Raw genomic sequence first — 22,680 nt, 5'->3', positions numbered from 1 at the left:
GGCACCACCTACACCTGCGCACGTGTCGGCCCGAGCGACGTGCGGCGGTGCCGGTTACGCGCTGGTCAAGCCTCGAAGTATCAACTCCCAGCACTGAACTTGTCGCGGTGGCCGCTTGCCGACACAGGTTGCCGACCTGTCCGCGCCGGGTGCGGGTTGCGACGAGCCGACGAGAAACCTGTTGATGCCCATGAGGTCTCGTGTTTTGGCGTAGCTCTGCGGGCTCAGGCTCTCCCGGACGAGGTCCAACGCCAACTCGCGGGTGGCCCGAGCTCAGCTCCTCCAACCGAAGCCCGTACGAGTGCAGATAAAACTCCGGATCAGGTCGAGCTGGTCTAGTCCTGCCAGCCAGGGATGATCGCGGGGATACAGATACTGTCGGTATACCGTTGGGCAACAGCGCATCCGGCGGCCAGCTGCCGCGCCACGTAATCCGCAATCGTCAACCGTGCGGTCACATACCGTGCGTTCGCTCCTCCCCATGGACGTTCCGGTCACGAAGAACGATCCGTCGATGAGCTGCACTGCGGCCGCAGCGAGAATCTGCCCGATCTCGGGGTCGGCACTCCCCGGGGGATTGATCTCGACAATCCGGTACCGCTGCGCCAGGCGATCTTTGGGCGGTCGACATCTCGAGCCTGGCCGAGCCGGGCAGAGGAGATGATCACAGCCGCAGCGGCGGTCGGCTCGCCCGCGGCACACCTCGAGGTGAAGTCGCCCGATCGGACATGCCATCGGCGGCATCGAACACACAGGGGTCGGCTCGGCTCAGGTAGGCGGTCGCACCGTGCGCGGTGAGGAAATCCCGGTAGGCGTCGTTCACGTCTCTCGCCCGTAAAGCCGAACGATCAGCGCGCTGCGGTGGCGTTAGCGTGTCCGGCGATGTCGAGTGCGATGTCGGTGATCATGTCTTCTTGTCCGCCGACGAGTCTGCGGTTGCCGACTTCGAGCAGGATGGTTCGGACATCGATTCCGTATGTGCGGGAGGCGGTTTCGGCGTGGCGTAGGAAGCTGGAGTAGACGCCGGCGTAGCCGAGGGTGAGGGTTTCGCGGTCGACGCGGACGGGCCGGTCCTGTAGTGGGCGGACGAGGTCGTCGGCGGCGTCCTGTATCGCGAACAGGTCGCAGCCGTGCTTCCACTGCTGCAGATCGGCGACGGCGATGAATGCCTCGAGCGGGCAGTTGCCCGCGCCGGCGCCGTGGCCTGCGAGGGATGCGTCGACGCGGGTGACGCCCTCCTCGACGGCGACGACGCTGTTGGCGACCGACAGCGACAGGTTCTCGTGCGCGTGGATGCCGACCTGCGTGCTCGGTTCGAGGATGTCGCGGTAGGCCCGGACTCGGTCGCGGACGTCGTTCATGGTGAGCCTGCCACCGGAGTCGGTGACGTAGACGCAGTGTGCGCCATAGCTTTCCATGAGTTTCGCCTGTGCGGCGAGCTCCTTCGCGGGGGCCATGTGGCTCATCATGAGGAAGCCGGAGACGTCCATGCCGAGGTCGCGGGCCTTGGCGATGTGCTGGGCGGCGACGTCGGCTTCGGTGCAGTGGGTGGCGATGCGGATGGAGCGCACTCCGAGGCGGTAGGCGTGTTCGAGTTCGGCGATGGTGCCGATGCCGGGGAGCAGCAGTGTGGTGAGTGTGGCGTGGGTGAGGTTGTCGGCGGCGGCTTCGATCCACTCCCAGTCGGTGTGGGAGCCGGGTCCGTAGTTGAGGGAGCCGCCGGCGAGGCCGTCGCCGTGGGCGACCTCGATGGCGTCGACTCCGGCCGCGTCGAGGGCGGCGGTGATCCGTCCGACATCGGAGGGGGAGATTCGGTGGCGGATGGCGTGCATGCCGTCGCGCAGGGTGACGTCCTGGATGTAGAGCTGCGGTGTGGTCACTGGTGGGCCTCCACGGGTGCGGCGCCGCGCAGGCGGCGGGCGATGGACTCGGCGGTGCGCAGCGCCGCGGAGGTCATGATGTCGAGATTTCCGGCGTAGGCGGGCAGGTAGTGGGCGGCGCCCTCGACCTCCAGGAAGATCGATACCTTGGTGACGACCGGTCCGCCGCCGCTCGGATGCAGGGTGTGTACTGGTTCGTCGGGCTGGATGGGGGTGAACTGGACGTCCTGCTTGAGCCGGTAGCCCGGCACGTATTCGGCGACTTCGGCGGCCATCTCGGCGACGGAGGCCCGGATGGCGTCGTGGTCGGCATCGCCGATGAGGGCCAGCACGGTGTCGCGCATCAGCAGGGGCGGTTCGGCCGGGTTCAGGATGATGACGGCCTTGCCGCGCGCGGCGCCGCCTACCTGCTCGATGGCGTGCGAGGTGGTTTCGGTGAATTCGTCGATGTTGGCCCGGGTGCCCGGGCCGGCGGATTTCGAGGCGATGGAGGCGACGATCTCGGCGTAGGCGACCGGCGTGACACGGGAGATGGCGTGCACCATCGGGATGGTGGCCTGGCCGCCGCAGGTGACCATGTTGACGTTGTCGATGTCGTCGTCGAGATGTTGTTCCAGGTTGACCGGAGGCACGACGAACGGGCCGATCGCGGCCGGGGTGAGATCGACGAGCTTCTTCCCGAACGGGGCCAGCGCGGCGGCGTTCGCCTTGTGCGCGCCGGCCGAGGTGGCGTCGAAGACGATATCGATATCGGCGAATCCGTCGAGTGCGATCAGGCCCGCCACACCGTCGGCGGTGGTGGGCACGTGCAGTCGCGCGGCGCGCGCGAGGCCGTCGGAGGCGGGGTCGATGCCGACTATCGCGGCGACCTCGAGGATGTCGGAGTTGCGCAAGACCTTGATCATCAGATCGGTGCCGATGTTGCCGGATCCGATGATCGCGACCTTGATCGTGCCTGTGTGGCTCATGAGTTGTCCTTGGCTGCGTTGTCCTTGGCGAAGGTGGCGGTGACGGTGCCGAGGGTGGACAGTTCGGCGCGGATTTCGGTCCCGGGCGGGGTGGGCACCATCGGGCCGAGCGCGCCGGAGAGGATCACCTGTCCGGCGCGCAGCGGTTGCCCGTAGTCGCGGGCCGTGCGGGCCAGCCAGGCCAGGGCGACGAGGGGGTCGCCGAGGCAGGCAGCGCCGTCGCCGCTCGAGGCGAGCTCACCGTCCGCGAACAGTCGCATCCGCACGTCGCGGGGCTCGAATTCGTCCAGCGTGAGCCAGTTCTCGCCGAGTACGTAGAGGCCGGAGGATCCGTTGTCGGCGACGGTGTCGGTGATGGTGATGTTCCAGTCGGCGATGCGGGAGTCGACGATCTCGAGGGCGGCGGTGGCTCGCGCTACGGCCGCGCGGATCTGCGCCGGGTCCAGATCGCCGTCGCTCAGGTCGGCGCCGAGTTCGAAGGCGATCTCCGCTTCGGCCTTCGGCTGCAGCAACCTGCCGCTGGGCACCTCGGGAAGGCCGGTGACGTCCATATCGGCGAACAGGACACCGAAGTCGGGCTGGTCCACGCCGAGTTGCCGCTGCACGGCGGGCGAGGTCAGGCCGATCTTGCGTCCGGTGATCCGTCCGCCGGCCGCGACGCGCAGATCGGTGAGCAGTCGCTGGACCGCGTAGGCGGCGTCGATATCGGTGACGTCGAGCAGGTCCCTGATCGGTGCGCACGGGATCCGGCTGTCGGCCGCGGCGGTGAGGCGCTGGACCGCGGCGGCGATCAACGATGTCTTCTCGGAGCTGTCGATGCTCACCGGTCGCTTCCTTCCGGGTGGGCTGTGGTGACGGCGAACCCGGCGATCCACTCGGGAACGGGTTCGTAGAAACGCGAGGTGACCCGGTAGGGGCCGGTGGCGGCGAGGGAGGCGTAGGCGGCGATCCAGGTGCGGACCTCGTGCGCCGATCCGCCCCCTTCGGCGCCCATCCATTCGACCGTCCAGTCGTCGATCTCGCTGAGGGAGCCGGACGCGAAGGTGTCGAGCACGAGGTTGTCCCAGCCGGGGTTGATGGGGATCATCGTGCTCGATCCGGCGGCGTAGTCGCGGCCGGCCTGGACCACGCGCTGCTCGCCCTTGGCACGTTGTTCGGGTGTTGGGGGATGGCCTTCGATGAGTGCGTCGGCGACTCGGGGTGGTGCGCCGTCGAGGACCGGTACCGGCGGATCGTGCGACAGCCCGCCGGAGGCCAGGAACAGCACCCTGCGGTCCAGCGCGGCGGCGGCCTCGCCGACGGCGGCGCCCAGGGCCCGGATGCGGGCGAGCGGGCCGAGCGGGGTGGCGACCCCGTTGACGAACACGGGGACCACCGGGACACGGTCGATGCCGTCGAACAGCACCTCGAGCGGCTGGACGAAACCGTGGTCCACGGTCATCCTGGCCGACACGGTGAGATCGATGCCGCGGTCCAGGACGCCCTGGGCGAGACTCTTCGCGGCGTCGGCGTCGACCGAAAGTGGTCCGGAGAGGGAACCGAAGTCGCCGACGGCGTTGGCCGCGGTGGCCAGGCAGAACGGGGGCATCTCCTTGTAGAAGAAGCCGTTGTAGTGGTCGGGGGCGTAGAGCACGACGAGTTCGGGATCGAAGTCCCGGACGAAGGCACGGGCCCCGTCGACCGCGGCGCCGATGCGCGCGAGCACCTCGGGTCCGGGATCTTTCTTGCCGATCAGGGGCGAATGCGAGAGACCGACGAGCGCGGCGGGCATGTCTCTGCTCCTCACTGCTGCGGGGTGGGCGGATGGATGACGAGCTTTCCGGTGAGGGTGCCGTCGATCATGAGTTGCAGGCCTTTGTGGATCTCGGTCAGCGGCAGGGTGCGGTCGATGATCGGGCGCAGGCCGGTGGCGTCCATCATCTTCAACATGGCGACCAGTTCGCTGCGCGTGCCGCCGGTCGAGCCGAGGATGCGCTGCTGCAGGTAGAAGATCCGGTTCAGATCCGCCGGGGGATTCGCGCCGCTGGTCGCGCCCGCGATGACGATCGCGCCACCCGGGCGCAGGCATTTCATCGAATGCGCCCACGTGGCTTCGCCGACCGTTTCGATGACGACGTCCACCCGCTCGGGTAAGCGTTCGCCGGTACCTACAGCGGCCCGCGCACCCCACGACAGGGCCTCGGCGCGTTTGTCCGCGCTGCGACTGGTCGCGTAGACGACCGCCCCGGCCGCCGCGGCGAGTTTGATCGCGGCGGACGCGACGCCGCCGCCCGCGCCCTGGACCAGGACACGATCGCCGGCGGTAATCCTGGCCTGGGTGAACAGCATTCGATAGGCCGTGGTCCACGCGACCGGCAGACAGGCCGCCTCGTCGAAGGACAGCCATGCGGGCTTCGGCACCAGATTGCGGCTGGGGACGGTGAGATATTCGGCGAACGCGCCGTTGTGCTGCTCCGAGAGCAGGGCACGGTCGGGATCCAGGGTCTCATCGCCCATGCCGGCGTCGGCGTCGGCGATCACCGGGTAGACGATGACCTCGTTGCCGTGCTCGTCGTATCCGGCGGCATCGCAGCCCAGGATGATCGGCAGCCGCTCGGGCGGATGCCCGACACCACGCAGCGTCCACACGTCGTGCATATTCAAGGACGAGGCGACCACGCGGACGACGGACCAGCCGGGTTTCGGTTCGGGTTCGGGAGCGTCTGCGAGAACGAGACCGGACAGTGGGTCGGCGGCGCTCTGGGAGACGGCGATTGCGGCCAGCATGACTGCCACCCTGCCGCCTGCGGGGGCGCGGATCCCACTGCGTGTTCCGCGCTACGGAACGAGCACTGGAACGCCGTCGGCGGGGCCGGTTGTCTGGACGTCATGACCTCCACCATCCGACCCGCCGACGAATCCGGCGTCTGCGGCGGAGCCTGCGAACCGATACGGGGGACCGCGACCGGCGCGCCGCGTGGTTCCCTGCGACGACCGGCCGCGATGAGCGGGAACCTCGATGTCTCCGGGCTCGTCGATTCGGACGGCGGCCTGCTCGATCGCGCCATCTTCACCGACGAGAGCCTGTATCAGCAGGAACTGCGGCGCGTCTTCGCACCCAGTTGGCTGTTTCTCGCCCACGCCGACCAGTTCCACAAGCCCGGCGACTTCTTCACCACCTATATGGGCGAGGACCCGGTCATCGTCACCCTCGACAAGAACCGCAGGATCCGGGCGTTCCTCAATTCGTGTCGGCACCGCGGGGCGCGGGTGTGCCGCGCGGATTTCGGCGCGACCCGCAACTTCACCTGCACCTATCACGGATGGGCGTACGACCTCGAGGGAAAGCTGATCAGCATCCCCAACAAGGAGGGCTATCCGGACTCCTTCGACGCGAAGCAGTGGGGCCTGATCGAGGTACCGCACGTCGAGAGCTACCACGGCTTGATCTTCGGCACCTGGCATCCGGAGCCGGTGTCGCTGCGCGAATCGCTCGGCGATATGGCCTGGTACATGGACGCGATGCTGGACCACGACGAGCAGGGCACCGTGGTCGTCGGCGGTGTGCACAAATGGGTGCTGTCCGGCAACTGGAAGCTCGCCGCGGAGCAGTTCGCCACCGACTGGTACCACGTCAACATGAGCCACGCCTCGGCACTGATGCTGCTCTCGCCGAGCGCCAAGCCCAAGGACGAGATCATCCACCGGACCGGTCGCCAGTACGTCGACCCGAACGGTCACGGCGCCGGGTTCCCCGTGCACCCGAAGAACCGGTTCGACGCGCGCACGGTGCACGAGTGGATGGACTACGGGGCGTTGCGCGAGCGTCTCGGCGATGCCCGCGTCGAGGGCCCGATGACCACCGGCCACGCGACCGTGTTCCCGAACTTCTCCTACCTGCCGATCAACGGCTCCGTGCGGGTCTGGCACCCGAAGGGCCCGGACACGATGGAGGTGTGGGCGTGGACGATCGTCGACAAGTCGATGCCCGAAGAGGTGCGCGAGGCGCAGCGGCTGTACAACCTGCGCACATTCGGTCCCAGTGGCATCTTCGAGCAGGACGACGGTGAGAACTGGAGTGAGGTTCAGGCCATCTCGCACGGCTTCATCACCAACGGCGTCCCGCTGAATTACCAGATGGGGCTGGGCTCCGAACGCGAGGACGGCAGGCACCCCGGCAGGACCAGCGAACTCTACAGCGACGCGGCCGGGCGGTCGTTCTACGCGCGCTGGCGCGAGCTGATGAACACCCCCGCCTGGCACGAGGAGAGCAGATGAGCACGGGCATCCGCGTCGCCGCGGTCGACGACATCCCCGAGGGCGAAGGAATCGCGATCGACAAGGGGCTCACCGGCACCGCCGACGATGTCGCGCTGCTGCGCGACGAGGACGGCACCATCTGGGCGTTGGACGACACCTGCACCCACGCCGACGCCTCGCTCGCCGAGGGCTGGGTGGAGAACGGGCACGTGGAGTGCCCGCTGCACTCGAGCAAATTCTGCCTGAAAACCGGTGCGGTGGACGGGCTTCCGGCCACCAGGGACACCCGTCCGCACCGGGTCGAGGTCCGCGACGGCGAGGTCTATCTGTACCCGAACGAGACTCCCTGATGAGCACGGCGATCCACCGCGTCGTGGTGGTGGGCGGCGGCATCGCGGGCGTCAGCACGGTCGGCTCCCTGCGCGCGGAAGGCTACGAAGGCGAGCTGACCCTGGTCGACGCCGGTGAGCTGCCCTACGACCGGCCTCCGCTGTCGAAGGAATATCTTTCCGGTACAAAGGATTTCAAGCAGATCGCGCTGCAACCCGCCGAGTGGTACGGCGACAACGCGATCCGGCTGCGTAACCTCACGACGGTCGCGGCCCTGCGGCCGGGCGAAGGCGGCGTCGAACTCGCCGACGGCACGGTACTGCCCGCGGACCGGGTGGTCCTCGCGACCGGTGGCCGCGCCGCGCGCCCGCCCATTCCCGGCGGCGACAGCGGCCGGGTCCACGTACTTCGCACCAGCGAGGACGCCGACCGCCTGCGCGAGCGGCTGCTCCCAGGGGCTGCCGTCCTGGTCGTCGGGGCCGGGCTGATCGGAGCCGAAGTAGCCTCCACCGCACTCGATCTCGGCTGCGCGGTCACCCTCGTCGACCCCGTGCCGGTGCCGCTCGCCGCCGCGATCGGCCCCGATATCGCATCCTGGTTGCACGGCCTGCACCGCGCCCGCGGCGTGGACACCGTGTGCGGCGCTGTCGAGTCCTTCGCCGATACCGCGACCGGGATCACCGTGAAGCTCGGGGACGGATCGTCGCCGCGCGAGTTCGACGTGGCGGTGCTCGGCGTCGGGATGGCGCCCGAGACGGGGCTGGCGAGTGCGGCGGGCCTCGAAGTGGACCGCGGGATCGTCGTCGACCCGGGCCAGGTGACCTCCAATCCGGCCGTTCTGGCGGTGGGAGATCCCACCCGGGTGAAACGGGACGGAATTCTCGCACCCAGGGCCGAGCACTGGGAGGCCGCACAGCACGACGGGCAGCGCGCCGCCGCGACCATCCTCGGTCGCGCGGCGGCCGGGCGGACGGCCCCGTGGTTCTGGACCGACCGCCACCACCGCCATATCGAAGCCGTGGGCCGGATGGCCGCCGCGGACAGGGTGGTGCTGCGCGGCGAACTCGGCTCGGCCGCGTTCTCCGCGTTCGGGATCCTCGACGGCCTGGTTGTCGGAGCCGTCGCCGTCGACGACTCGCATGCCGTGCGCGCCGCGCGCCGGATGATCGACCGCGGCCTGACGGTCGACCCGCGGAAACTGGCAGACCCGGCGACAGATCTTCGAAAGTTGTTGCGCGGCTGAGTGATCAGCGCCAACCCACCTCGTTCGCGGAAGGGACCGAACCCGTGACCATCAGCACCGAATCAGCACCGTCCGCGCAACGCGCCGGACAGCGTGCCGACCGAGACCTGCACTTCGAGGTCGAGCAGTTCTACTACGAGGAAGCCGGATTCCTCGACGACGGCCGATTCACCGACTGGCTGGACCTGCTCGCCGACGACCTGGACTACTGGATGCCGACGCGATCGAACCGGCTGCGCCGCCAGCAGGGGCTGTCCATCGCGGCGCGCGGCGAGGCGGCGTTCTACGACGAGACGAAGGAAAGTCTCGCCTGGCGCATCCGGCGATTCGACTCGGGCATGGCCTGGGCGGAGGACCCGCCCTCGCGCACCCGCCACCTGGTCACCAATGTCGCCGCCCGTCACGTCGATCCGGCCGAGCACCCCGGATTCACCACGGACGACCTGCTCGTGCGCTCGGCATTCCTGGTGTACCGCAACAGACTCGAACGCGAGGAGAACATCTTCGCCGGCGAGCGCACCGATGTGCTGCGCCGCACCGCGACGACCTTCCAAGTGGCGCGCCGCACGATTCTGCTCGACCAGAACGTCCTGCTGTCGAAGAACATCTCGACCTTCTTCTGAGCTTCTGTCCTCCACCTTTTTCGATACCCGATGGGAATTCCAGTGGCCACCTCCGATATCGACCTCCGGCACCACAGGGTGCGCACCTCACTCGGCGAGATCGCCGTCGCCGACACCGGCGGCGCGGGGCCGGTCCTGGTGATGCTGCACGGCGGCGGACCGGGCGCGTCCGGGGTGAGCAACTATCACCAGAATCTCGCGGCGCTGTCGAAGCACTTCCGCATCCTGCTGCCCGACCAGCCCGGTTTCGGTGACAGCTACCGCCCGGGCGCGGCCGATCTCGACGAACGTTCCATCACCCAGATCACCGTCGACGCGCTGTTCCAAGCCCTCGACGAACTCGGTGTCGAGACGTTCCACCTGCTCGGGAACAGTCTCGGCGGGGCGGCGGCCATCGCGATGGCGCAGACCCGGCGCGATGCCGTCACCGGCCTGGTGCTGATGGCGCCGGGCGGTGGCTGGCTGCCCACCGGGCCGACGCCGACCGAGGGGCAGAAGGAGATGTTCCGCTACTTCAACGGCGGCGGCCCGAGCGAGAAGAAGATGGCGGCGTTCATCAGGACGATGGTCTTCGACCACAAGCAGTTCGGCGAGGACGTCGTGCGCGCCCGTTACGAAGCCTCCCTCGAGCAGAGCCATATCGAGTTCTACCACCACTACAACGCCGCCTTCGCCAGGCGCAACGGCATGGACCCGCTGTGGAAGGACCTGCCCAGGATCAAGGCTCCGACGCTGCTGCTGTGGGGGCGCGACGACCGCACCATCACCCTCGAGGGCGCGCAGCTCATGCTCAAGCAGATCCCGGACGTGCAGATGCACGTCTTCGGCCGATGCGGTCACTGGGTGCAACTCGAGCGGCAGAGCCAGTTCGAGCGCCTGGTCACCGACTTCCTGGGAGAGCTCGCATGAGCGGCTGGCTGCAGGGGTACGTCGCCCTGATCACCGGCGGGGGAACCGGGATCGGGCGGGCGGTGGCCGAACGCTATCTCGCCGAGGGAGCCTCGGTGACGATCGTAGGCCGTGACGTCGGTCAGCTCGAACAGGTCGTCGCGGGTTGCCCGGACCCGTCGCGCATGCACGCGGTCGCCGCGGACGTGCGCGACAGCGAGCAGTTGCACCACGCCGTCGCCGAAACCGTCTCCCGCTTCGGCAAACTCGACACCCTCGTCGCGAACGCCGGTGTGTGGGACTATCAACGGCCGCTGACCCGCCTGAACGCGAAGGAACTCGGCGAGACCTTCGACGAGGTGTTCTCGATCAACGTCAAGGGGTACTTCCTGGCCGCGGAGGCCGCGTGGCGCGAACTCGTCGAAACCCGGGGCAGCATCGTGATGACGCTGTCCAACGCCTCGTTCTACGTCAACGGCGGCGGGCCGGTCTACACCGCGAGCAAACACGCCTGCCTCGGCCTGATGCGCGAACTCGCCTACGAACTCGCACCCAAGGTACGCGTGAACGGTGTCGCGTGCGGCGGGATGAACACCGACCTGCGCGGCCCGGAATCGCTGTCCATGCAGGAACGTTCGATCTCCGCCTCCTTCGCCAAGCGCCGCGCCGACGCACCGCCACCGCCGCTGCCCCTGCACGATTCCAGCACCGACCCCAAGGATTTCACCGGCCCCTACGTCCTGCTGGCCTCGCGCGAGCAGAGCGGTCCGATGACCGGTGAAGCGATCTCCATCGACGGCGGTATCGGTGTGCGCGGATTCGCGAACGCCGCCGGCGGCGACCATCTCTGAGGGAGAAAACCGATCATGACTCTCGGGCACCCCGCGAATTCGGGGACCGCTGTCGACATCAACCCGGCATCGGCCGTGATGCGCAATGCGCGCGATATCGGTGAGACCCTGGCGATTCGCTATCCGGGTCTCGATCTCACCTACCGCCGGCTCGACGATCGAGTCGCTCGGTTGGCGAGCGCCCTGGTCGCCGGCGGCGTGGCGGCCGGGGACCGGGTGGCCTATGTCGGGCTCAACAGCCCGGCTCTGCTGATCACCCTGCTGGCGAGCCTGCGGATCGGCGCTATCTTCGTGCCGGTGAACTTCCGCCTCGCCACACCGGAGCTGCGGACCGTGCTCGAACGCAGTGGCGCGATCGCGGTGGTCGCCGAGGAGGGGCATCGCGAGGCCATCGAGTCGATCCGCGAATCCACTACGCTCGCGCTGTCGCTGCTCGTGGACGACGATCCCGCCGTGCCCGCGGCCGAGGCGACGCCGGGCTGGCGACGGTGGTCCGAAAGCATCGCCGCAGCAACACCGTTCGCGCAGACGAAGCCCGCGGGATTCGACGAGCCCGCAGTGCTGCTGTTCACCTCCGGCACCACCGGCGTGCCCAAGGGCGTCATTCTCACCTACGGGAATCTCTGGTGGAACTCGGTCAATGTCGACTCCCGGGTCGACACCCGTCGCGGGGACGTCACCCACGCGTGCGCGCCGCTTTTTCACATCGGCGCTCTGAACAGCTTCGTGCTCAGGACCCTGGTGCGCGGCGGTACGGTCGTCGTGCGACGGTCCTTCGACCCCTCGCGATTCCTCGATGATCTACGGGAATACCAGGTGAATTCGTTCTTCGCCGTTCCCGCCATGCTGGCCGCGCTCGCTCGGGTGCCCGGTGTATTCGATGCCGAACTGGCGCAACTGCGTTCGATCGTCGTCGCCGGGGCTCCGGTGCCGCCCTCGATCATTCGCCAGTACGCCGAGCACGGTATCCGGTTACAGCAGGCGTGGGGGCTCACCGAAACCTCGCCGTTCGCCACGCACCTGCCCGCCGAGCGCACCCTCGACAAGGTCGGTTCGGCCGGAATCGCCATGCCCTACACCGAAGTTCGAGTCGTCGACGTGGCCTCGAACAAGCCCGTCGGGGCGGGGACGGCGGGTGAGATCGTGGTTCGGGGCCCGAATGTCACGCCGGGATATTGGCAGAACCCCGAGGCCACCGCGGCGGCCTTCGACGCGGAGGGCTGGTTCCATTCGGGCGATATCGGCTATCTCGACCAGGACGGTTTCCTGTTCATCGTCGATCGCCTCAAGGACATGGTGATCAGCGGCGGCGAGAACGTCTATCCGGCCGAGGTCGAGCGGGTGCTGGCGAATATGCCGGGTGTCACCGATATCGCCGTCGTCGGCGCCCCCGACCCGAAATGGGGCGAATGCGTCGTTGCGGTGGCATCGGTCGACGACGGCGTCACCGTGACACTCGATGACGTCCGTGATTTCGCCGCGGGTGAACTGGCCCGCTACAAGCTGCCCCAGCGGCTGCGGATCGTGGAACAGGTGCCGCGCAACCCCTCCGGCAAGCTCGAGAAGCTGGTGATCCGCAAACTCCTGGAGGCCGAAACCGATGGATGAGCCACTGCGGCAACCCCATTTCGACGCGCCGTGGTCCAGCGAGATCATCTCCTGGTCGCGTACCCGAGGGCGGCTGCTGCTCGGACACGGTGAAAGCAGAGCCGCGACGGTGGAATTGCAGCGTTGCGCTGTCGGGCGGCTGCGGCACAGTTATCCGGTCGGCGCCCGCGACACGGAGGTTCGGCTGGCCGAATTGTCCGGCAGCGGTGCGCTCACCGATGTCCTGCGTTCGGTCGCCGCCGCGATCAGGGAGGCCGAGCCGCTGTGCCGCAAAGTGGTGTACGCGGTCGAATCCGATGGCGGTCGGCCGGCGACCGTCGCGGCCGTGGAGGCGGCTGGATTTCGCTACGTCGTCGACGTGGACGTGGCGGATGCCGAGCTGAGTCTGTTTGTCTGCGAACCGGATTGGGTGACCGGGGCGGATATCGACCTCGACAGCGTGCCGGGATGCTGACTCGGTCGGACGGTGAGGTCCTCGCTGAGCCCGGCGGATTACCGAGTCCGACATGGATGTCGGGTACGCACCCTGGCTGATCCGCCGTCGTGACGGTCAGCGGGTGAGGGCGTGTTCATGCGACCGCGCGGAGGCCGGCGACGGCCGGAAATGATCGGCCGGGACGGCCCGGGGGAGAGTTCGCGCGGCGGCGCCCGCGATCCGGCGCAGTGCCGCGGAGTGCCGCCGGGTGTCCAGGCGGCTGGTGGCACCCGAAACCGACAGTGCCGCAACGGCGATTCCGTTCGGTCCGAGGATGGGGGCTGCGACGCAACACAGCCCGTCGCGCGCCTCACCGTCCTCGAACGCGATCCCCTCGCGCCGGACTGTCTCCAGTTCGGCGGCCAAACGGCCGGGATCGACGATGGTCTGTTCGGTAAAGCGTTGCAGCGGAACCGACATCGCTTGCTGCACACTGTCGGGCCGGTAAGCCAGCAGCGCCTTGCCCACCGCGGTGCAATGTGCGGGCAGGCGTCCTCCGATCCGAGCGGGCGAGGGCATCTGACGATGGCCGTAGAGCTTCGCGAGGTACACGACATCGGTGCCGTGCAGGGCGGCCAGGTGCACGGTCTCCCGCGTCGCGCCGTACAGCTCGGCGACGAACGGGATGAGGTGGTCGCGCAGGCGTTCCTGGCCCGGCGCGTACCCGCTACCGCCGAGATCGTGCAGTCGGCTACCGAGCCGGTAGTCGGTGCCGGTGCGTTCGACCACCCCGTTGCGTTCGAGCATGGCCAGAACCCGGTGGGCGGTGGATTTGCTCAGCTCTGCCCGGCGTGCCAGTTCGCTGACCCCGACACCGGTCGCGGAGTCCCGGCCGAACGACGCGAGCAGGCTTACGGCCTTGTCCACGGCCGCGCGCCCGTCACGGTTCCGGTCGACGATCGTCGTCATGTCGTCACCTCGAAATGCTCATCGTCCACCAGCGCGACTGGATAAGGTGTCAATCTTGATGGACGAACAGGAATGTATATGTGACATCATGGCGACACGTCGGAGTGTTCGTCAAGAATGACGTTCGACTATTATAAGTGACGGAAGGGATGCGCTCCGTACCTTCGGTGAGGCGACTCGCGTCGACCGGGAGTCGCGTCGAGAATGACACTGTGCACATCAGAAGTGACGGTCGTCCGGGCGAGAACGAACTCGTCGCGCGCAACGTGCGGCGTTATCGGCAGGAGCGGGCGATGTCGCTGGGCGAGTTGGCGCGCAGGTCCGGCCTGTCGAAGCAGACGTTGTCGAAGATCGAGCAGGGCGTCGGAAATCCGACGGTGGAGACCCTCGCGCTGCTCGGCGCGGCGCTGGATGTCTCGGCTCGCCGTCTGCTCACCGAATGGGGTACGCCGGTCTATGTGCAACGCGCCGCCGAAGGGGAGTGGCACGAGGTACGCGATCGGACCGAGCGCATGCTGGACGAGGTCTACGGCTCCGGCTACGTCCGCACCCTGATCCTGCGACTGGAGCGCACCGGGCCGCAATCCCAGACGATCGAACCGCACACCGCGGGCACCCTGCATCACCTCTACGTGGTGACCGGGAAACTCCGCGCCGGCCCGGTCAACGACCTCGTGGAACTGGCCGCGGGGGATTTCGTGCGGTTCCCGGGCGACGTCGCGCACCAATACCTCTGCCTGAGCGAACGAGCGGTTGCCCACATGGTGACCACCGTCCCGCAGGTCCGGCAGTTCGGTCCCACCGTGACCGGCAAACCCGACCCGGGAAACCGCGCGTGACCCGGCCCGCGGTTGGTCGGCGCCCCTGTGGTCGCCGGGAGCTCCTGGGATTCAGCGCTCAGTGGAGCGATTGCTCTGGGACAAGATCGCGCCAGCAACTCCGCCGACGCATTCGCGGGTGTGTTCATCGACGATCGATGCGATCTTGACCGGGCGGCCGTCAGTCGTGCGTCGAACTGGACGTCTTCGGGGCGTCAGCGACCGGCAGGTTCGGTGTCGTGGACGTGCCGAGGCGCTGGATCTTCTTGTGGTTCACGTGCCAGCCCTCACCGTGGGTTTCGCCGTCGGTAGGCGACGATGCGGTTGCTGTAGATGCTGAGCAATCCGGTGATCTACGCGGTGATACCGGTCTCTTCGCGGCACTCACGGATGGCGCACTTGTCGGCCGTTTCGCCGAAGTCCATCCCTCCGCCGCCGGGAATTGCGAAACGAGGGATCTCTGGAGGGCTTCACACTGGCAGACGGCGTGCGGTGAGGCAGGGCGACGAAGCGGCGCAGCGCGATGCCGGTTGGTATTGGTGGCGCACCGTTCGAGTTCGGCGGAAACCTGCGGGGCCGCTACGAGAGCCGGAGGGGTTGGTTCGGAACCCTCGTGCGACCTGATCTACAGGAGGGTTCCGAACCTGCGATCAGCAGGTTGGGGCGCCGATTGGTAAGTATCCGGTCAGGAGACCTGGGGTACAGGGAGAAATCCCAATTCAGTCGGGCAGCGCCGGACGTTCGCGTCTGGCGAGGATCTGGAAGACCGCAGGAGACGAAGCTCTCTCATGTGTCCGCTCCCCGTGGCTCCTTCTCGGATTCACGGGTTACGACGGGAAGCCGGACGACGTCGACCAGTGCCTGCGGTCGATCGTCATGGGTGAGGAGGGTCCAGGTGGTCTGTAGCGGGATCCAGCTGTCGGAATCGTTGAAGCGGATCCTGGCTGTGATGGTGACGGTGAGGGCTCCGGCCCGGAGGCGAGCGCAGGTGTCTGTGATCAGTGGGGAATCCTCGGGGTGGATGTGGGGAGTCTGGTTGCGCCAGTTGGCGAAAGGTCCGCCGCCGATCCATTCGTGGATTAGGCCGGTCGTCAGGTCGACGATGGCGAGTGCGTGGCCGGGAGCGATCGGGGCTCGTCGAAGTGCGGCTGATATGGAGTCTGCGGCTGGTGGGGTTGCGGTGCGGGAGATGTCGCAGACGAGCGCGCGGATCGTGCTGGTCGCGGGGACTGCTTTGGCGACGATATGAAGGTGCTGTCGGCCGCCGTGTGGGAATTGTGTTGTGGCTGTGCCGGTCCAGTGGTCGACCGAGTGGGAAGGATCAAGTAGCGACAGGAGCCCGGCGCGGTCGTCCCAGCGGTCGAATTGAGCGAGTAGGGTGGGAAACGTCATGGGGGACTGGAATTCGGTATCTGGAATGGCAAGTAGAGTTCGCATTGCAGGGGAAATTGTCGCGAGCAGGGTCGCCGCGTCCCATTGGATTGCACCGACAGTCGGTGCTATAGGGGCGATGTCGGACGCTGGTCCGGCCCACACACTGACGCCGTAGACATGCTCGGCTGGGCCGAAGATCGGGGTCGCGGCAATGCGTACCACGGATCCCGAGGGCAGTTGCAGTTGGTCGTGTTCGGGACGTTGATTAGCGGCGCAGCGCTGGACCAGCGGCGCGAGGCGCCGGGCCTCGGCGGCGGTCGTGGCGATGCTGGCACGAGTCAGATTGGCGAAGCGTCGTAGATAGCGACCGTCGAGGATGACTGTCGGCGTGGATTCAATGTCGAGTGTCTCGGCGACCACCCATCCGCCGGAGGGGCGCCGGACTGCGCGTTCACTGGCGCAGGGCGTTACGCGTCGTGGCATCGACGCAGGTGATGGCGGCCTCGGGGTCGGGGCGTTAGGTACGGTCACGGCCATTCGCCTCCTTATCTGCCCCGTGCAACGGAGCGGTTACTTGAACATGACGAACCTGTCCGCTCGCGACCTGTGGCGACGATTGGTTTCCCGCCTCGTTGGTAGTGGTGTCATAACAAACTAATAGGTTTCTAGTCGATTTTCAACAGATTTTTGCGTGGCTAGGAGCGATGTTTCCGATTGACCGAAAGGTAAGTCGATTATTAGTCGATTACCTATGGAATCGGAGGTAGGATGATGTCCATGGGTCCTCAACGAGAGTTCTTCGCGCGGCTGGTGAAGGACACGCGAGTCCGGCGTGGCTGGGCGATCGAGGATGTCCAGAAGCGAGGTGGACCGGGCCGGGATCTGGTCATGGACGCCGAGCACGCGCGCCTGCCGGACGAGCTCAAGCCGTCGACGTGGCAGAAGTTCGACGCGGGCTTTGGCTGGCCGGAGGGGTCAGCTGTGGCGGCCTACTACGAAGGGCGGCGGCCTCGCGTCGATGACGCGCCTGTGCGCGAGCTGCAGTCCGGTGCTGGTCGCGTGCCGATGGATATCGCGCGTGTGGTCGAGTTGTGGCGGGCGCACGAGGGGTTGCATGCCTCTACTCCGGCCACGATGAGCGAGGCGGTGAAGACTCTCGATGCGGCAGTATCGGCGATCATCCGGCCCGTGATCATCGATGTCCTCGAACGCAACCGGGGCGGCAACAACCCTCTGATGGACTTCGGCTTCGCCGCGATCCTGGCTACCCCGGTGCCGGATGACGACCCGGACGCGCTCGAGCGCAAATATGCCCGATACCTCATGGGGTACACCGACGGACTCACCGAGGACCTGCGGTGCCAGTTCGAACAGCGCTACCAATTGCGCACGCGGGGAGAGCCATGACCGCCGCCAACCGGGGGCAGGGCACTGGAAATCGCAGCTCATCGTCGTTGACAGGTAAAGTTTCAAGTAGCGCCTGTACCCGCGAGATCTCCACCGCACCTGGAACCAACTGGCATTGTCCGGATGAGAAGGAGGCGAGGATGACAGACCCGGAATCGCTGAGTTCGCGGCTCGATCGGTTGATCGACACCTTCCATCCCCTGGACGAGCCGCCGCAATCCAGCGACGAGATAGCGCAATCGGTCACTGCGGCTCTGGGTCGGTCTATGTCCGCTGCGGAGATCGAGCAGATCCGCGGCGGCGCCTTCGACGACGTCGAACCCGCTGACCCAGACCTGCTCGCCGCGATCGCCCGGCACTTCAACGTCCCCGGCCTGTACCTGCTGCCGGGGAACGACGAACAGGTGAGAAGTATCGACGAGATCCTGCACCTGGTTGCCAAGGCCCGTGACGTCGGTGTCGGCCTTGCTCTGCGCGGCGATGGCACCGACCTCGACGAGTTGGCCGGGATTTTGGAGAAGGTGATGCAGAGATCCAGCCCTCGGCGCTGACGAGACGGCGTCGGCCCGACCTACAGCTCGTACCGCTCGGCGAATCACTGTGATGCGACTACGCATCGTGTGCGAGGAGGTTCGATCGTGCAGGACCCACCACTACTGATAGCTCCGGCAGCGAAAGTGCCGTGCCGATACATGCTGCTGCGTCGTCGGCTCGCGCAACTGCTGCGTCAGCTCGGCGTCGAAGCCACCGATGGTCCCGACGCGGTCATCGGTGCGCTAGCTCGGCGACTGGGGTGCGAGATCGAGATCGACCGCAACCACCTGTTCGCGGTGCCCGGATATTTCGGAGCTACCGCCATCACGCCCCGAGGCTATCTGATCCTGGTGCAGGTCAACACGAGCCCAGAGCATCAAGCGCACATCGTCATGCACGAGAGTGCCCACATCATGCTGGGCACCACCAACGAGGCCGCGGAGAGCCTTTTCCGTGGCACTCACCGGACTGGCAGCTACGACAACCCGCTGGAGCGCGACGCCGAGTTCGTCGCCCGCACGATCAGCACTTGGATGGGCGCGGCCCGCGATGCACGCCTGACCGCGCAAACCGACGAACGTGCCGCACGGCTGGCGCGCTCGCTCGAAGACCGGATCGCCTGGTCATGAGCAGCGTCATGATGCACTATCCGCAAAGCCTCGCTGGACGCTCCCGGTATCTCACGGGGAGGGGCCGATGAACGGCCTCAGCTTGCCCGAATGGTGGCTGCGCGCAGTAGTTTTCGCGCTTATCGCAGTGTGGCGAGTACACCAGACCGCTCGACGGCCGTCGCTCGCTTCGGCATTGATCAGCGTCATCTTCGTGGGGACCGCCGCCAATCTGGTTCTGGAAGCCTTGGCGCACACGGAAAATCAGCGCGCCGACGGACACCCCTTCATTGCCTCCGCGATACAGGTCCTCACCTTGCTGATCGCGTGGTGCGCAACCTGCGCTTACTACGCACACGCCGATGGGACTTCCCCAGCGTGGCGGATCACGACGATCGTGGTCGGCCTGGCCGCCGTCGCCGCTGTCGCGACCATTGCTGCTGGTATCGCGGTCCCCGCCGGAGAACCCCTCTATAACTTCGGTGGCAACAGCCCGTTGAGTACCGAGGCCACTCGGTACTACTTGGTGGTGCAGTGCTATTTCCCCTTCGCTCTGGCAGCCAGCGGATACCTGGCTGCGCGCGTCGCCCGCCGGTCCCATGGTCCGCTGCGTGTGGCGATGACCATGGCCGCGGCCGGCCAGTGGCTGTTGGCCATGTCCGCGCCGCTGCTGGTGCTGCGGATCTGGGGTGATCACAGCGGATGGAGCCTGTCGGATCTGATCGTGCGGCTGTGGGTATGGACTTATTTCGTCGGTGCACTCGTCTGGGTGGCCTCCTTCGGCGCTGTGGCTGTGGCACATCGCAGCAGCCAACTCGCCTCGCTGCGGCGAGCGTGGCGTGACACCCGCACCCTGCGGAACCTGCTGCAGGATCTCGAGGACATATCCCCACACAAACTTGCATATCCGCGCACCGGCCGGACGCCGCTGTTGATGCGCCCTCATGCTGCGCTGCTGCGGACCAGGATCGAATGCCGCGACCGGCTCGTCACCGTCAGCCCCTACCTCGCGACTGGCCTCCCCGATGGCACTCGGCAACAGCCTGTGGCCGTCGCCGAAGCGCTCGCACGGCTGCACCATCACAACACGATCCCTGACACTCCGACCCGCGGGCCATCGGTGGCTATCCTGACTGCTGAGACACCCGATCGCGATCTGCTGGCCGAACTTGCCGACTGTTACGAACGAATCACGCACCGCTAGAAGGGAATCCATCATGGTCACCATCCTCGGCGGCGGTATCGCCGGAACTGTCCTCGCCGGAGCGCTCGCTGGCAACCAGGTTCCCGTGACCGTGTACGAGCGGCAGCCCGAGCCCGGGAACGGCGCATTTATGGTGCTCGATGGCCATGCACATGAATCCTTGGCCCAGCTGGGCGTACCGCTCGAGGCGCTCCATGAGCGCTCGCACACCGTGCCCGGCTTCCGATTCCATTTTCTGCCCGAGGAGCGCCGCGCCACACGCAGCCAAGGCCACCGGCTCTACCAGCGTGCCGACCTGATGGCCGTGCTCACCGAATTCGCCTCTGCGGCAAACGCGCCGATCCACTATGACAAGGACATCATCGACTTGGACCCGAGCACTGGCGCGCTTCATGCCAGCACCGGAGCCATCCCGAGCGACGGACTTGTCATTGCCGCCGACGGGATCGATTCAATCGCCCGCCGCCGCCTCGAACCAGAGCGCCCCGCAGAATACGCCGGGCAGGTCGTCATCTACGGCACGATCCCGCACGCCGTCCAGCTCGATACCGAACCCGACGTCATGCATTTCCACGGCCAGCTCGGCGAAGGCCCCATGCCCACCAGCACATTCGGGCACATGTGGAATGACAAAGCGGTGTTCTGGTTCACCCGCCTCACCCGAGAACCACTGCCACAGCAGGACATCGGTTCCCATCCAGCTGCACACTGGGCCGATGCCATTCGAGCCGCGGACCCCATGATCAGTGGTCTGATCGATACCATCCTCGCCGCCACCGACGCTGTGCACGTCTCCAACGCCCGCAATGTCCCCTTCGACAATGCTCGAGCAGTCCAATTGCCCATCGTCCTGTGCGGAGACGCGGACCATGCCATCACACCCGCCGCAGCGCGCGGCGCCCGTGAAGCCATCGAGGATGCCCTGGCGCTGTACCGGGCGATCACCGCAGACGAATCACCGTTCGACGCAATGACCGAACGCCGAATCCGAATTACTGAAGAACGAACCCAGCAGACGCGAGTCATCAGTCGAGCAACAGCGTGACTGAGCGGCAAAGTTATGGGAAATCAGGGTAACTGACATAACTGCTTGCATGACGGTGTGATGTGAGTTACCTTGGAAACTGTAACCCCAAGTAATTGGGATTCCCGGCAACCGCTCAGCGGAACCGGATGAAGGCCGAGCGCAACAGAATCTGTTCATGTAAATGGGTTCTGCTTTCCTCGAACGGCTGCGGTTATGCGGTCGCGAAAGTCGACTCGGCGTAGCGAGTGCCTCCTGAGACAATGCCTGAAATCCACATGTCTCGACGGTTGCACTTATTCGAGGAGGGCTGCAATGAATGCACTCTCTCAGCGCCCGATGCGCGATATAGCCCGCATCGATGAGCAGCCAGAATCAGACGATGATCGATCACGCGGTCGCGAGCAGGCCTATGTGCTGCGTGATGACACCCTGAGCGAGCAGGCCGAGCGGCTTTACGATCGCGAGATCGACGGGATGATCCGGCGGCGCAGATCCGTTCGTGGTCGCCGGCGTCCTGATCGCCGGACTGTCCGTGAATGGCGCGACATCGGAGTGCGTATGCATCGCCCCCGCGAAAGCGATGTTTAGCGCTTCTGTTGAAATCGGTCGGCCAGGCCGACCCTGCGTTGGGTAATTAATCGGCTACAGATGCACATCTTCCGGTGTTGGTCTGGAGCTGTCCTATCTTGTTCTCTACCGATACGCATAAGGCGGCCCGCATGGTGGCTTGTCTATTCCCGCGTGCGGATGGCTGAATTCGGCGCTGCGGGGAGGGATGTCGGTGTATGGGGATTGGAGGTGTAGCGGATGGTCGAGAAATGCAGTCGATGCGTGTGCAATGCCGCTGATCGGATTCTGAATATTCATCAGATCAGTGCGCGGACCGGGGATTCCCTGGATCGGATTCGTCATTTGCGTGTTGTCGGGCACGAATTGTATTCGCAGGCGTGGAAGAGCGGTGATTCGCCGAACGCTCCGCTGCGGTTGGAGCAGTCGAAGGTAGATGCCTGGGTGGCCGCCCGGCGTCAGGCGAGCGCTCGGGAGGCTTCGTGAACCGCATTGTGCTGGAACAGAATTCACTGACCGAGTGCAGTGGTAGGTATGGCTGGCCCAGGGGCCGTGTGAAAGTCGTTGCGATTTTGGTCGTGGGGTTCGTGCTCGTCGTGGCAGCAGTGATGCCCGCGGTCGCGGGCGCGCAGACCGATCAGGGGTCGAGTCAATGTCCGGTCGTGGCCGGAGTATTCGTGCGTGGAACGTGGGAGGACAGCGGGCAGAAGAACGAGAGGGTCCCCGTAGGTCTGCTGGCGCCGGTCGCGACGCAACTGGCTCAGCGTTTCGGTGACCGGTTCGCGTTTCGGTTCCCGGCGTATCCGGCCGCGGCCTTCAACGGTGTCACGTACGGTGACAGCAAGGTCGCGGGTGTTGCCGCCACTCGCCGGGTGTTACGGGATTTCGGAACTCGTTGTCCGGCAACGAAATTTGTGATTGCCGGTTACAGTCAGGGTGGGGATGTCGCCGGTGATGTGGCGGCGTCGATCGGCTGTTCCGGTAATCCGGTTCCAGCGGATCGGGTGCTGGCGGTGGGCATTGTGGCTGATCCGCATCGCAGTAGCGGGGCAGGCAGGCTGGTCGGCCCTGCGGTGCCCGGGTCGGGGATTGGTGGTGCGCGGGCGGGCGGGTTCTGCCAGTTGTCG

At 66.5% G+C, this 22,680-nt stretch carries 24 protein-coding genes and 1 pseudogene; 16 read left to right on the top strand and 9 right to left on the bottom strand.

What is annotated here, in order from left to right:
• Positions 1-848: 848 nt before the first annotated feature.
• The 5 genes from dmpG to JZ791_RS20360 are packed head-to-tail and all read right to left on the bottom strand — an operon-like array spanning position 849 to position 5,614.
• Complete coding sequence (gene dmpG, locus JZ791_RS20380) at positions 849-1,880, bottom strand: 4-hydroxy-2-oxovalerate aldolase (protein ID WP_216896750.1); 1,032 nt, start codon at positions 1,878-1,880, stop codon at positions 849-851.
• Entirely contained in the window at positions 1,877-2,848 is a 972-nt protein-coding gene (locus tag JZ791_RS20375; protein ID WP_216896749.1) for an acetaldehyde dehydrogenase (acetylating), read from the bottom strand. Before JZ791_RS20375 ends, dmpG begins: the two co-directional genes overlap by 4 nt.
• Entirely contained in the window at positions 2,845-3,672 is an 828-nt protein-coding gene (locus JZ791_RS20370) for a 2-keto-4-pentenoate hydratase (RefSeq protein WP_308163005.1), read from the bottom strand. The genes JZ791_RS20375 and JZ791_RS20370 overlap by 4 nt, the downstream gene beginning before the upstream one ends.
• Complete coding sequence (locus tag JZ791_RS20365) at positions 3,669-4,619, bottom strand: 3-carboxyethylcatechol 2,3-dioxygenase (protein WP_216896748.1); 951 nt, start codon at positions 4,617-4,619, stop codon at positions 3,669-3,671. Before JZ791_RS20365 ends, JZ791_RS20370 begins: the two co-directional genes overlap by 4 nt.
• 11 nt (positions 4,620-4,630) lie before the next feature.
• A complete protein-coding gene (locus JZ791_RS20360) occupies positions 4,631-5,614 on the bottom strand; it encodes a zinc-binding dehydrogenase (RefSeq protein WP_216896747.1) in 984 nt (327 codons plus the stop codon).
• A gap of 102 nt (positions 5,615-5,716) precedes the next feature.
• On the opposite strand from JZ791_RS20360, the gene JZ791_RS20355 reads away from it, so the two are divergent.
• The 8 genes from JZ791_RS20355 to JZ791_RS20320 are packed head-to-tail and all read left to right on the top strand — an operon-like array spanning position 5,717 to position 13,084.
• Positions 5,717-7,105, top strand: coding sequence for an aromatic ring-hydroxylating dioxygenase subunit alpha (locus tag JZ791_RS20355; protein ID WP_438804545.1), 1,389 nt, complete (start codon positions 5,717-5,719; stop codon positions 7,103-7,105).
• The gene (locus tag JZ791_RS20350) at positions 7,102-7,437 is read left to right on the top strand and encodes a non-heme iron oxygenase ferredoxin subunit (RefSeq protein ID WP_216896746.1); all 336 of its coding nucleotides are present in this window, start codon (positions 7,102-7,104) and stop codon (positions 7,435-7,437) included. The genes JZ791_RS20355 and JZ791_RS20350 overlap by 4 nt, the downstream gene beginning before the upstream one ends.
• 11 nt (positions 7,438-7,448) lie before the next feature.
• Entirely contained in the window at positions 7,449-8,660 is a 1,212-nt protein-coding gene (locus JZ791_RS20345) for an NAD(P)/FAD-dependent oxidoreductase (RefSeq protein ID WP_216896785.1), read from the top strand.
• 44 nt (positions 8,661-8,704) lie between these two features.
• A complete protein-coding gene (locus JZ791_RS20340; RefSeq protein WP_216896745.1) occupies positions 8,705-9,283 on the top strand; it encodes a 3-phenylpropionate/cinnamic acid dioxygenase subunit beta in 579 nt (192 codons plus the stop codon).
• Between the two features lie 30 nt (positions 9,284-9,313).
• The gene (locus tag JZ791_RS20335) at positions 9,314-10,192 is read left to right on the top strand and encodes an alpha/beta fold hydrolase (protein ID WP_216896744.1); all 879 of its coding nucleotides are present in this window, start codon (positions 9,314-9,316) and stop codon (positions 10,190-10,192) included.
• The gene (locus tag JZ791_RS20330) at positions 10,189-11,022 is read left to right on the top strand and encodes an SDR family NAD(P)-dependent oxidoreductase (RefSeq protein ID WP_216896743.1); all 834 of its coding nucleotides are present in this window, start codon (positions 10,189-10,191) and stop codon (positions 11,020-11,022) included. The genes JZ791_RS20335 and JZ791_RS20330 overlap by 4 nt, the downstream gene beginning before the upstream one ends.
• Before the next feature lie 15 nt (positions 11,023-11,037).
• Complete coding sequence (locus JZ791_RS20325; protein ID WP_216896742.1) at positions 11,038-12,630, top strand: acyl-CoA synthetase; 1,593 nt, start codon at positions 11,038-11,040, stop codon at positions 12,628-12,630.
• Positions 12,623-13,084: a hypothetical protein gene (locus tag JZ791_RS20320; RefSeq protein WP_216896741.1), complete on the top strand. Its 462-nt coding sequence runs from the start codon at positions 12,623-12,625 to the stop codon at positions 13,082-13,084. The genes JZ791_RS20325 and JZ791_RS20320 overlap by 8 nt, the downstream gene beginning before the upstream one ends.
• Positions 13,085-13,180: 96 nt before the next feature.
• Here the strand turns inward: JZ791_RS20320 and JZ791_RS20315 are convergent, their stop codons facing one another.
• Positions 13,181-14,014, bottom strand: coding sequence for an IclR family transcriptional regulator (locus JZ791_RS20315; RefSeq protein ID WP_216896740.1), 834 nt, complete (start codon positions 14,012-14,014; stop codon positions 13,181-13,183).
• A 212-nt stretch (positions 14,015-14,226) separates the two neighbouring features.
• On the opposite strand from JZ791_RS20315, the gene JZ791_RS20310 reads away from it, so the two are divergent.
• Entirely contained in the window at positions 14,227-14,853 is a 627-nt protein-coding gene (locus JZ791_RS20310; protein ID WP_308163004.1) for a helix-turn-helix domain-containing protein, read from the top strand.
• 96 nt (positions 14,854-14,949) lie between these two features.
• On the opposite strand, the pseudogene JZ791_RS45170 reads toward JZ791_RS20310, so the two are convergent.
• The 3 genes and pseudogenes from JZ791_RS45170 to JZ791_RS20300 form a co-directional block, all read right to left on the bottom strand.
• A pseudogene (locus JZ791_RS45170) lies at positions 14,950-15,145 on the bottom strand (IS3 family transposase); the annotation flags it as partial.
• A gap of 40 nt (positions 15,146-15,185) precedes the next feature.
• Positions 15,186-15,275, bottom strand: coding sequence for an NUDIX hydrolase (locus tag JZ791_RS46830; protein ID WP_368858333.1), 90 nt, complete (start codon positions 15,273-15,275; stop codon positions 15,186-15,188).
• 343 nt (positions 15,276-15,618) lie between these two features.
• Positions 15,619-16,689: a GAF domain-containing protein gene (locus JZ791_RS20300; RefSeq protein ID WP_216896738.1), complete on the bottom strand. Its 1,071-nt coding sequence runs from the start codon at positions 16,687-16,689 to the stop codon at positions 15,619-15,621.
• Between the two features lie 294 nt (positions 16,690-16,983).
• On the opposite strand from JZ791_RS20300, the gene JZ791_RS20295 reads away from it, so the two are divergent.
• From JZ791_RS20295 to JZ791_RS20265, 7 genes are all read left to right on the top strand, one after another.
• Entirely contained in the window at positions 16,984-17,613 is a 630-nt protein-coding gene (locus tag JZ791_RS20295; protein ID WP_216896737.1) for a hypothetical protein, read from the top strand.
• The gene (locus JZ791_RS20290) at positions 17,610-18,164 is read left to right on the top strand and encodes a hypothetical protein (RefSeq protein ID WP_216896736.1); all 555 of its coding nucleotides are present in this window, start codon (positions 17,610-17,612) and stop codon (positions 18,162-18,164) included. Before JZ791_RS20295 ends, JZ791_RS20290 begins: the two co-directional genes overlap by 4 nt.
• 87 nt (positions 18,165-18,251) lie before the next feature.
• A complete protein-coding gene (locus JZ791_RS20285) occupies positions 18,252-18,776 on the top strand; it encodes a hypothetical protein (RefSeq protein WP_216896735.1) in 525 nt (174 codons plus the stop codon).
• The gene (locus JZ791_RS20280) at positions 18,727-19,959 is read left to right on the top strand and encodes a DUF6545 domain-containing protein (protein WP_216896734.1); all 1,233 of its coding nucleotides are present in this window, start codon (positions 18,727-18,729) and stop codon (positions 19,957-19,959) included. The genes JZ791_RS20285 and JZ791_RS20280 overlap by 50 nt, the downstream gene beginning before the upstream one ends.
• A gap of 13 nt (positions 19,960-19,972) precedes the next feature.
• Complete coding sequence (locus JZ791_RS20275; protein WP_216896733.1) at positions 19,973-21,004, top strand: FAD-dependent oxidoreductase; 1,032 nt, start codon at positions 19,973-19,975, stop codon at positions 21,002-21,004.
• A gap of 294 nt (positions 21,005-21,298) precedes the next feature.
• Positions 21,299-21,574, top strand: a complete 276-nt coding sequence (locus JZ791_RS20270; protein ID WP_216896732.1) for a hypothetical protein — start codon at positions 21,299-21,301, stop codon at positions 21,572-21,574.
• 557 nt (positions 21,575-22,131) lie between these two features.
• Positions 22,132-22,680: cutinase family protein (locus tag JZ791_RS20265; RefSeq protein ID WP_216896731.1), on the top strand; the 549-nt coding region annotated here is incomplete at its 3' end.

This window comes from Nocardia alni, from assembly GCF_019038435.1.
GTDB lineage: Bacteria > Actinomycetota > Actinomycetes > Mycobacteriales > Mycobacteriaceae > Nocardia > Nocardia alni.
The sequence above is the reverse complement of the archived record's forward strand: the minus strand, read 5'-3'. Positions and strand labels throughout refer to the sequence as shown.

What these genes read in the sequence shown, in the direction of transcription:
- JZ791_RS20315 (WP_216896740.1), bottom strand. Translation starts at nt 14,014, where the DNA reads ATGACGACGATCGTCGACCGGAACCGTGACGGGCGCGCGGCCGTGGAC.
- JZ791_RS20375 (WP_216896749.1), bottom strand. Translation starts at nt 2,848, where the DNA reads ATGAGCCACACAGGCACGATCAAGGTCGCGATCATCGGATCCGGCAAC.
- JZ791_RS20275 (WP_216896733.1), top strand. Translation starts at nt 19,973, where the DNA reads ATGGTCACCATCCTCGGCGGCGGTATCGCCGGAACTGTCCTCGCCGGA.
- JZ791_RS20320 (WP_216896741.1), top strand. Translation starts at nt 12,623, where the DNA reads ATGGATGAGCCACTGCGGCAACCCCATTTCGACGCGCCGTGGTCCAGC.
- JZ791_RS20330 (WP_216896743.1), top strand. Translation starts at nt 10,189, where the DNA reads ATGAGCGGCTGGCTGCAGGGGTACGTCGCCCTGATCACCGGCGGGGGA.
- JZ791_RS20295 (WP_216896737.1), top strand. Translation starts at nt 16,984, where the DNA reads ATGGGTCCTCAACGAGAGTTCTTCGCGCGGCTGGTGAAGGACACGCGA.
- JZ791_RS20335 (WP_216896744.1), top strand. Translation starts at nt 9,314, where the DNA reads ATGGGAATTCCAGTGGCCACCTCCGATATCGACCTCCGGCACCACAGG.
- JZ791_RS20365 (WP_216896748.1), bottom strand. Translation starts at nt 4,619, where the DNA reads ATGCCCGCCGCGCTCGTCGGTCTCTCGCATTCGCCCCTGATCGGCAAG.
- JZ791_RS20325 (WP_216896742.1), top strand. Translation starts at nt 11,038, where the DNA reads ATGACTCTCGGGCACCCCGCGAATTCGGGGACCGCTGTCGACATCAAC.
- JZ791_RS20300 (WP_216896738.1), bottom strand. Translation starts at nt 16,689, where the DNA reads ATGCCACGACGCGTAACGCCCTGCGCCAGTGAACGCGCAGTCCGGCGC.
- JZ791_RS20355 (WP_438804545.1), top strand. Translation starts at nt 5,717, where the DNA reads ATGACCTCCACCATCCGACCCGCCGACGAATCCGGCGTCTGCGGCGGA.
- JZ791_RS20270 (WP_216896732.1), top strand. Translation starts at nt 21,299, where the DNA reads ATGAATGCACTCTCTCAGCGCCCGATGCGCGATATAGCCCGCATCGAT.
- JZ791_RS20350 (WP_216896746.1), top strand. Translation starts at nt 7,102, where the DNA reads ATGAGCACGGGCATCCGCGTCGCCGCGGTCGACGACATCCCCGAGGGC.
- JZ791_RS20360 (WP_216896747.1), bottom strand. Translation starts at nt 5,614, where the DNA reads ATGCTGGCCGCAATCGCCGTCTCCCAGAGCGCCGCCGACCCACTGTCC.
- JZ791_RS20290 (WP_216896736.1), top strand. Translation starts at nt 17,610, where the DNA reads ATGACCGCCGCCAACCGGGGGCAGGGCACTGGAAATCGCAGCTCATCG.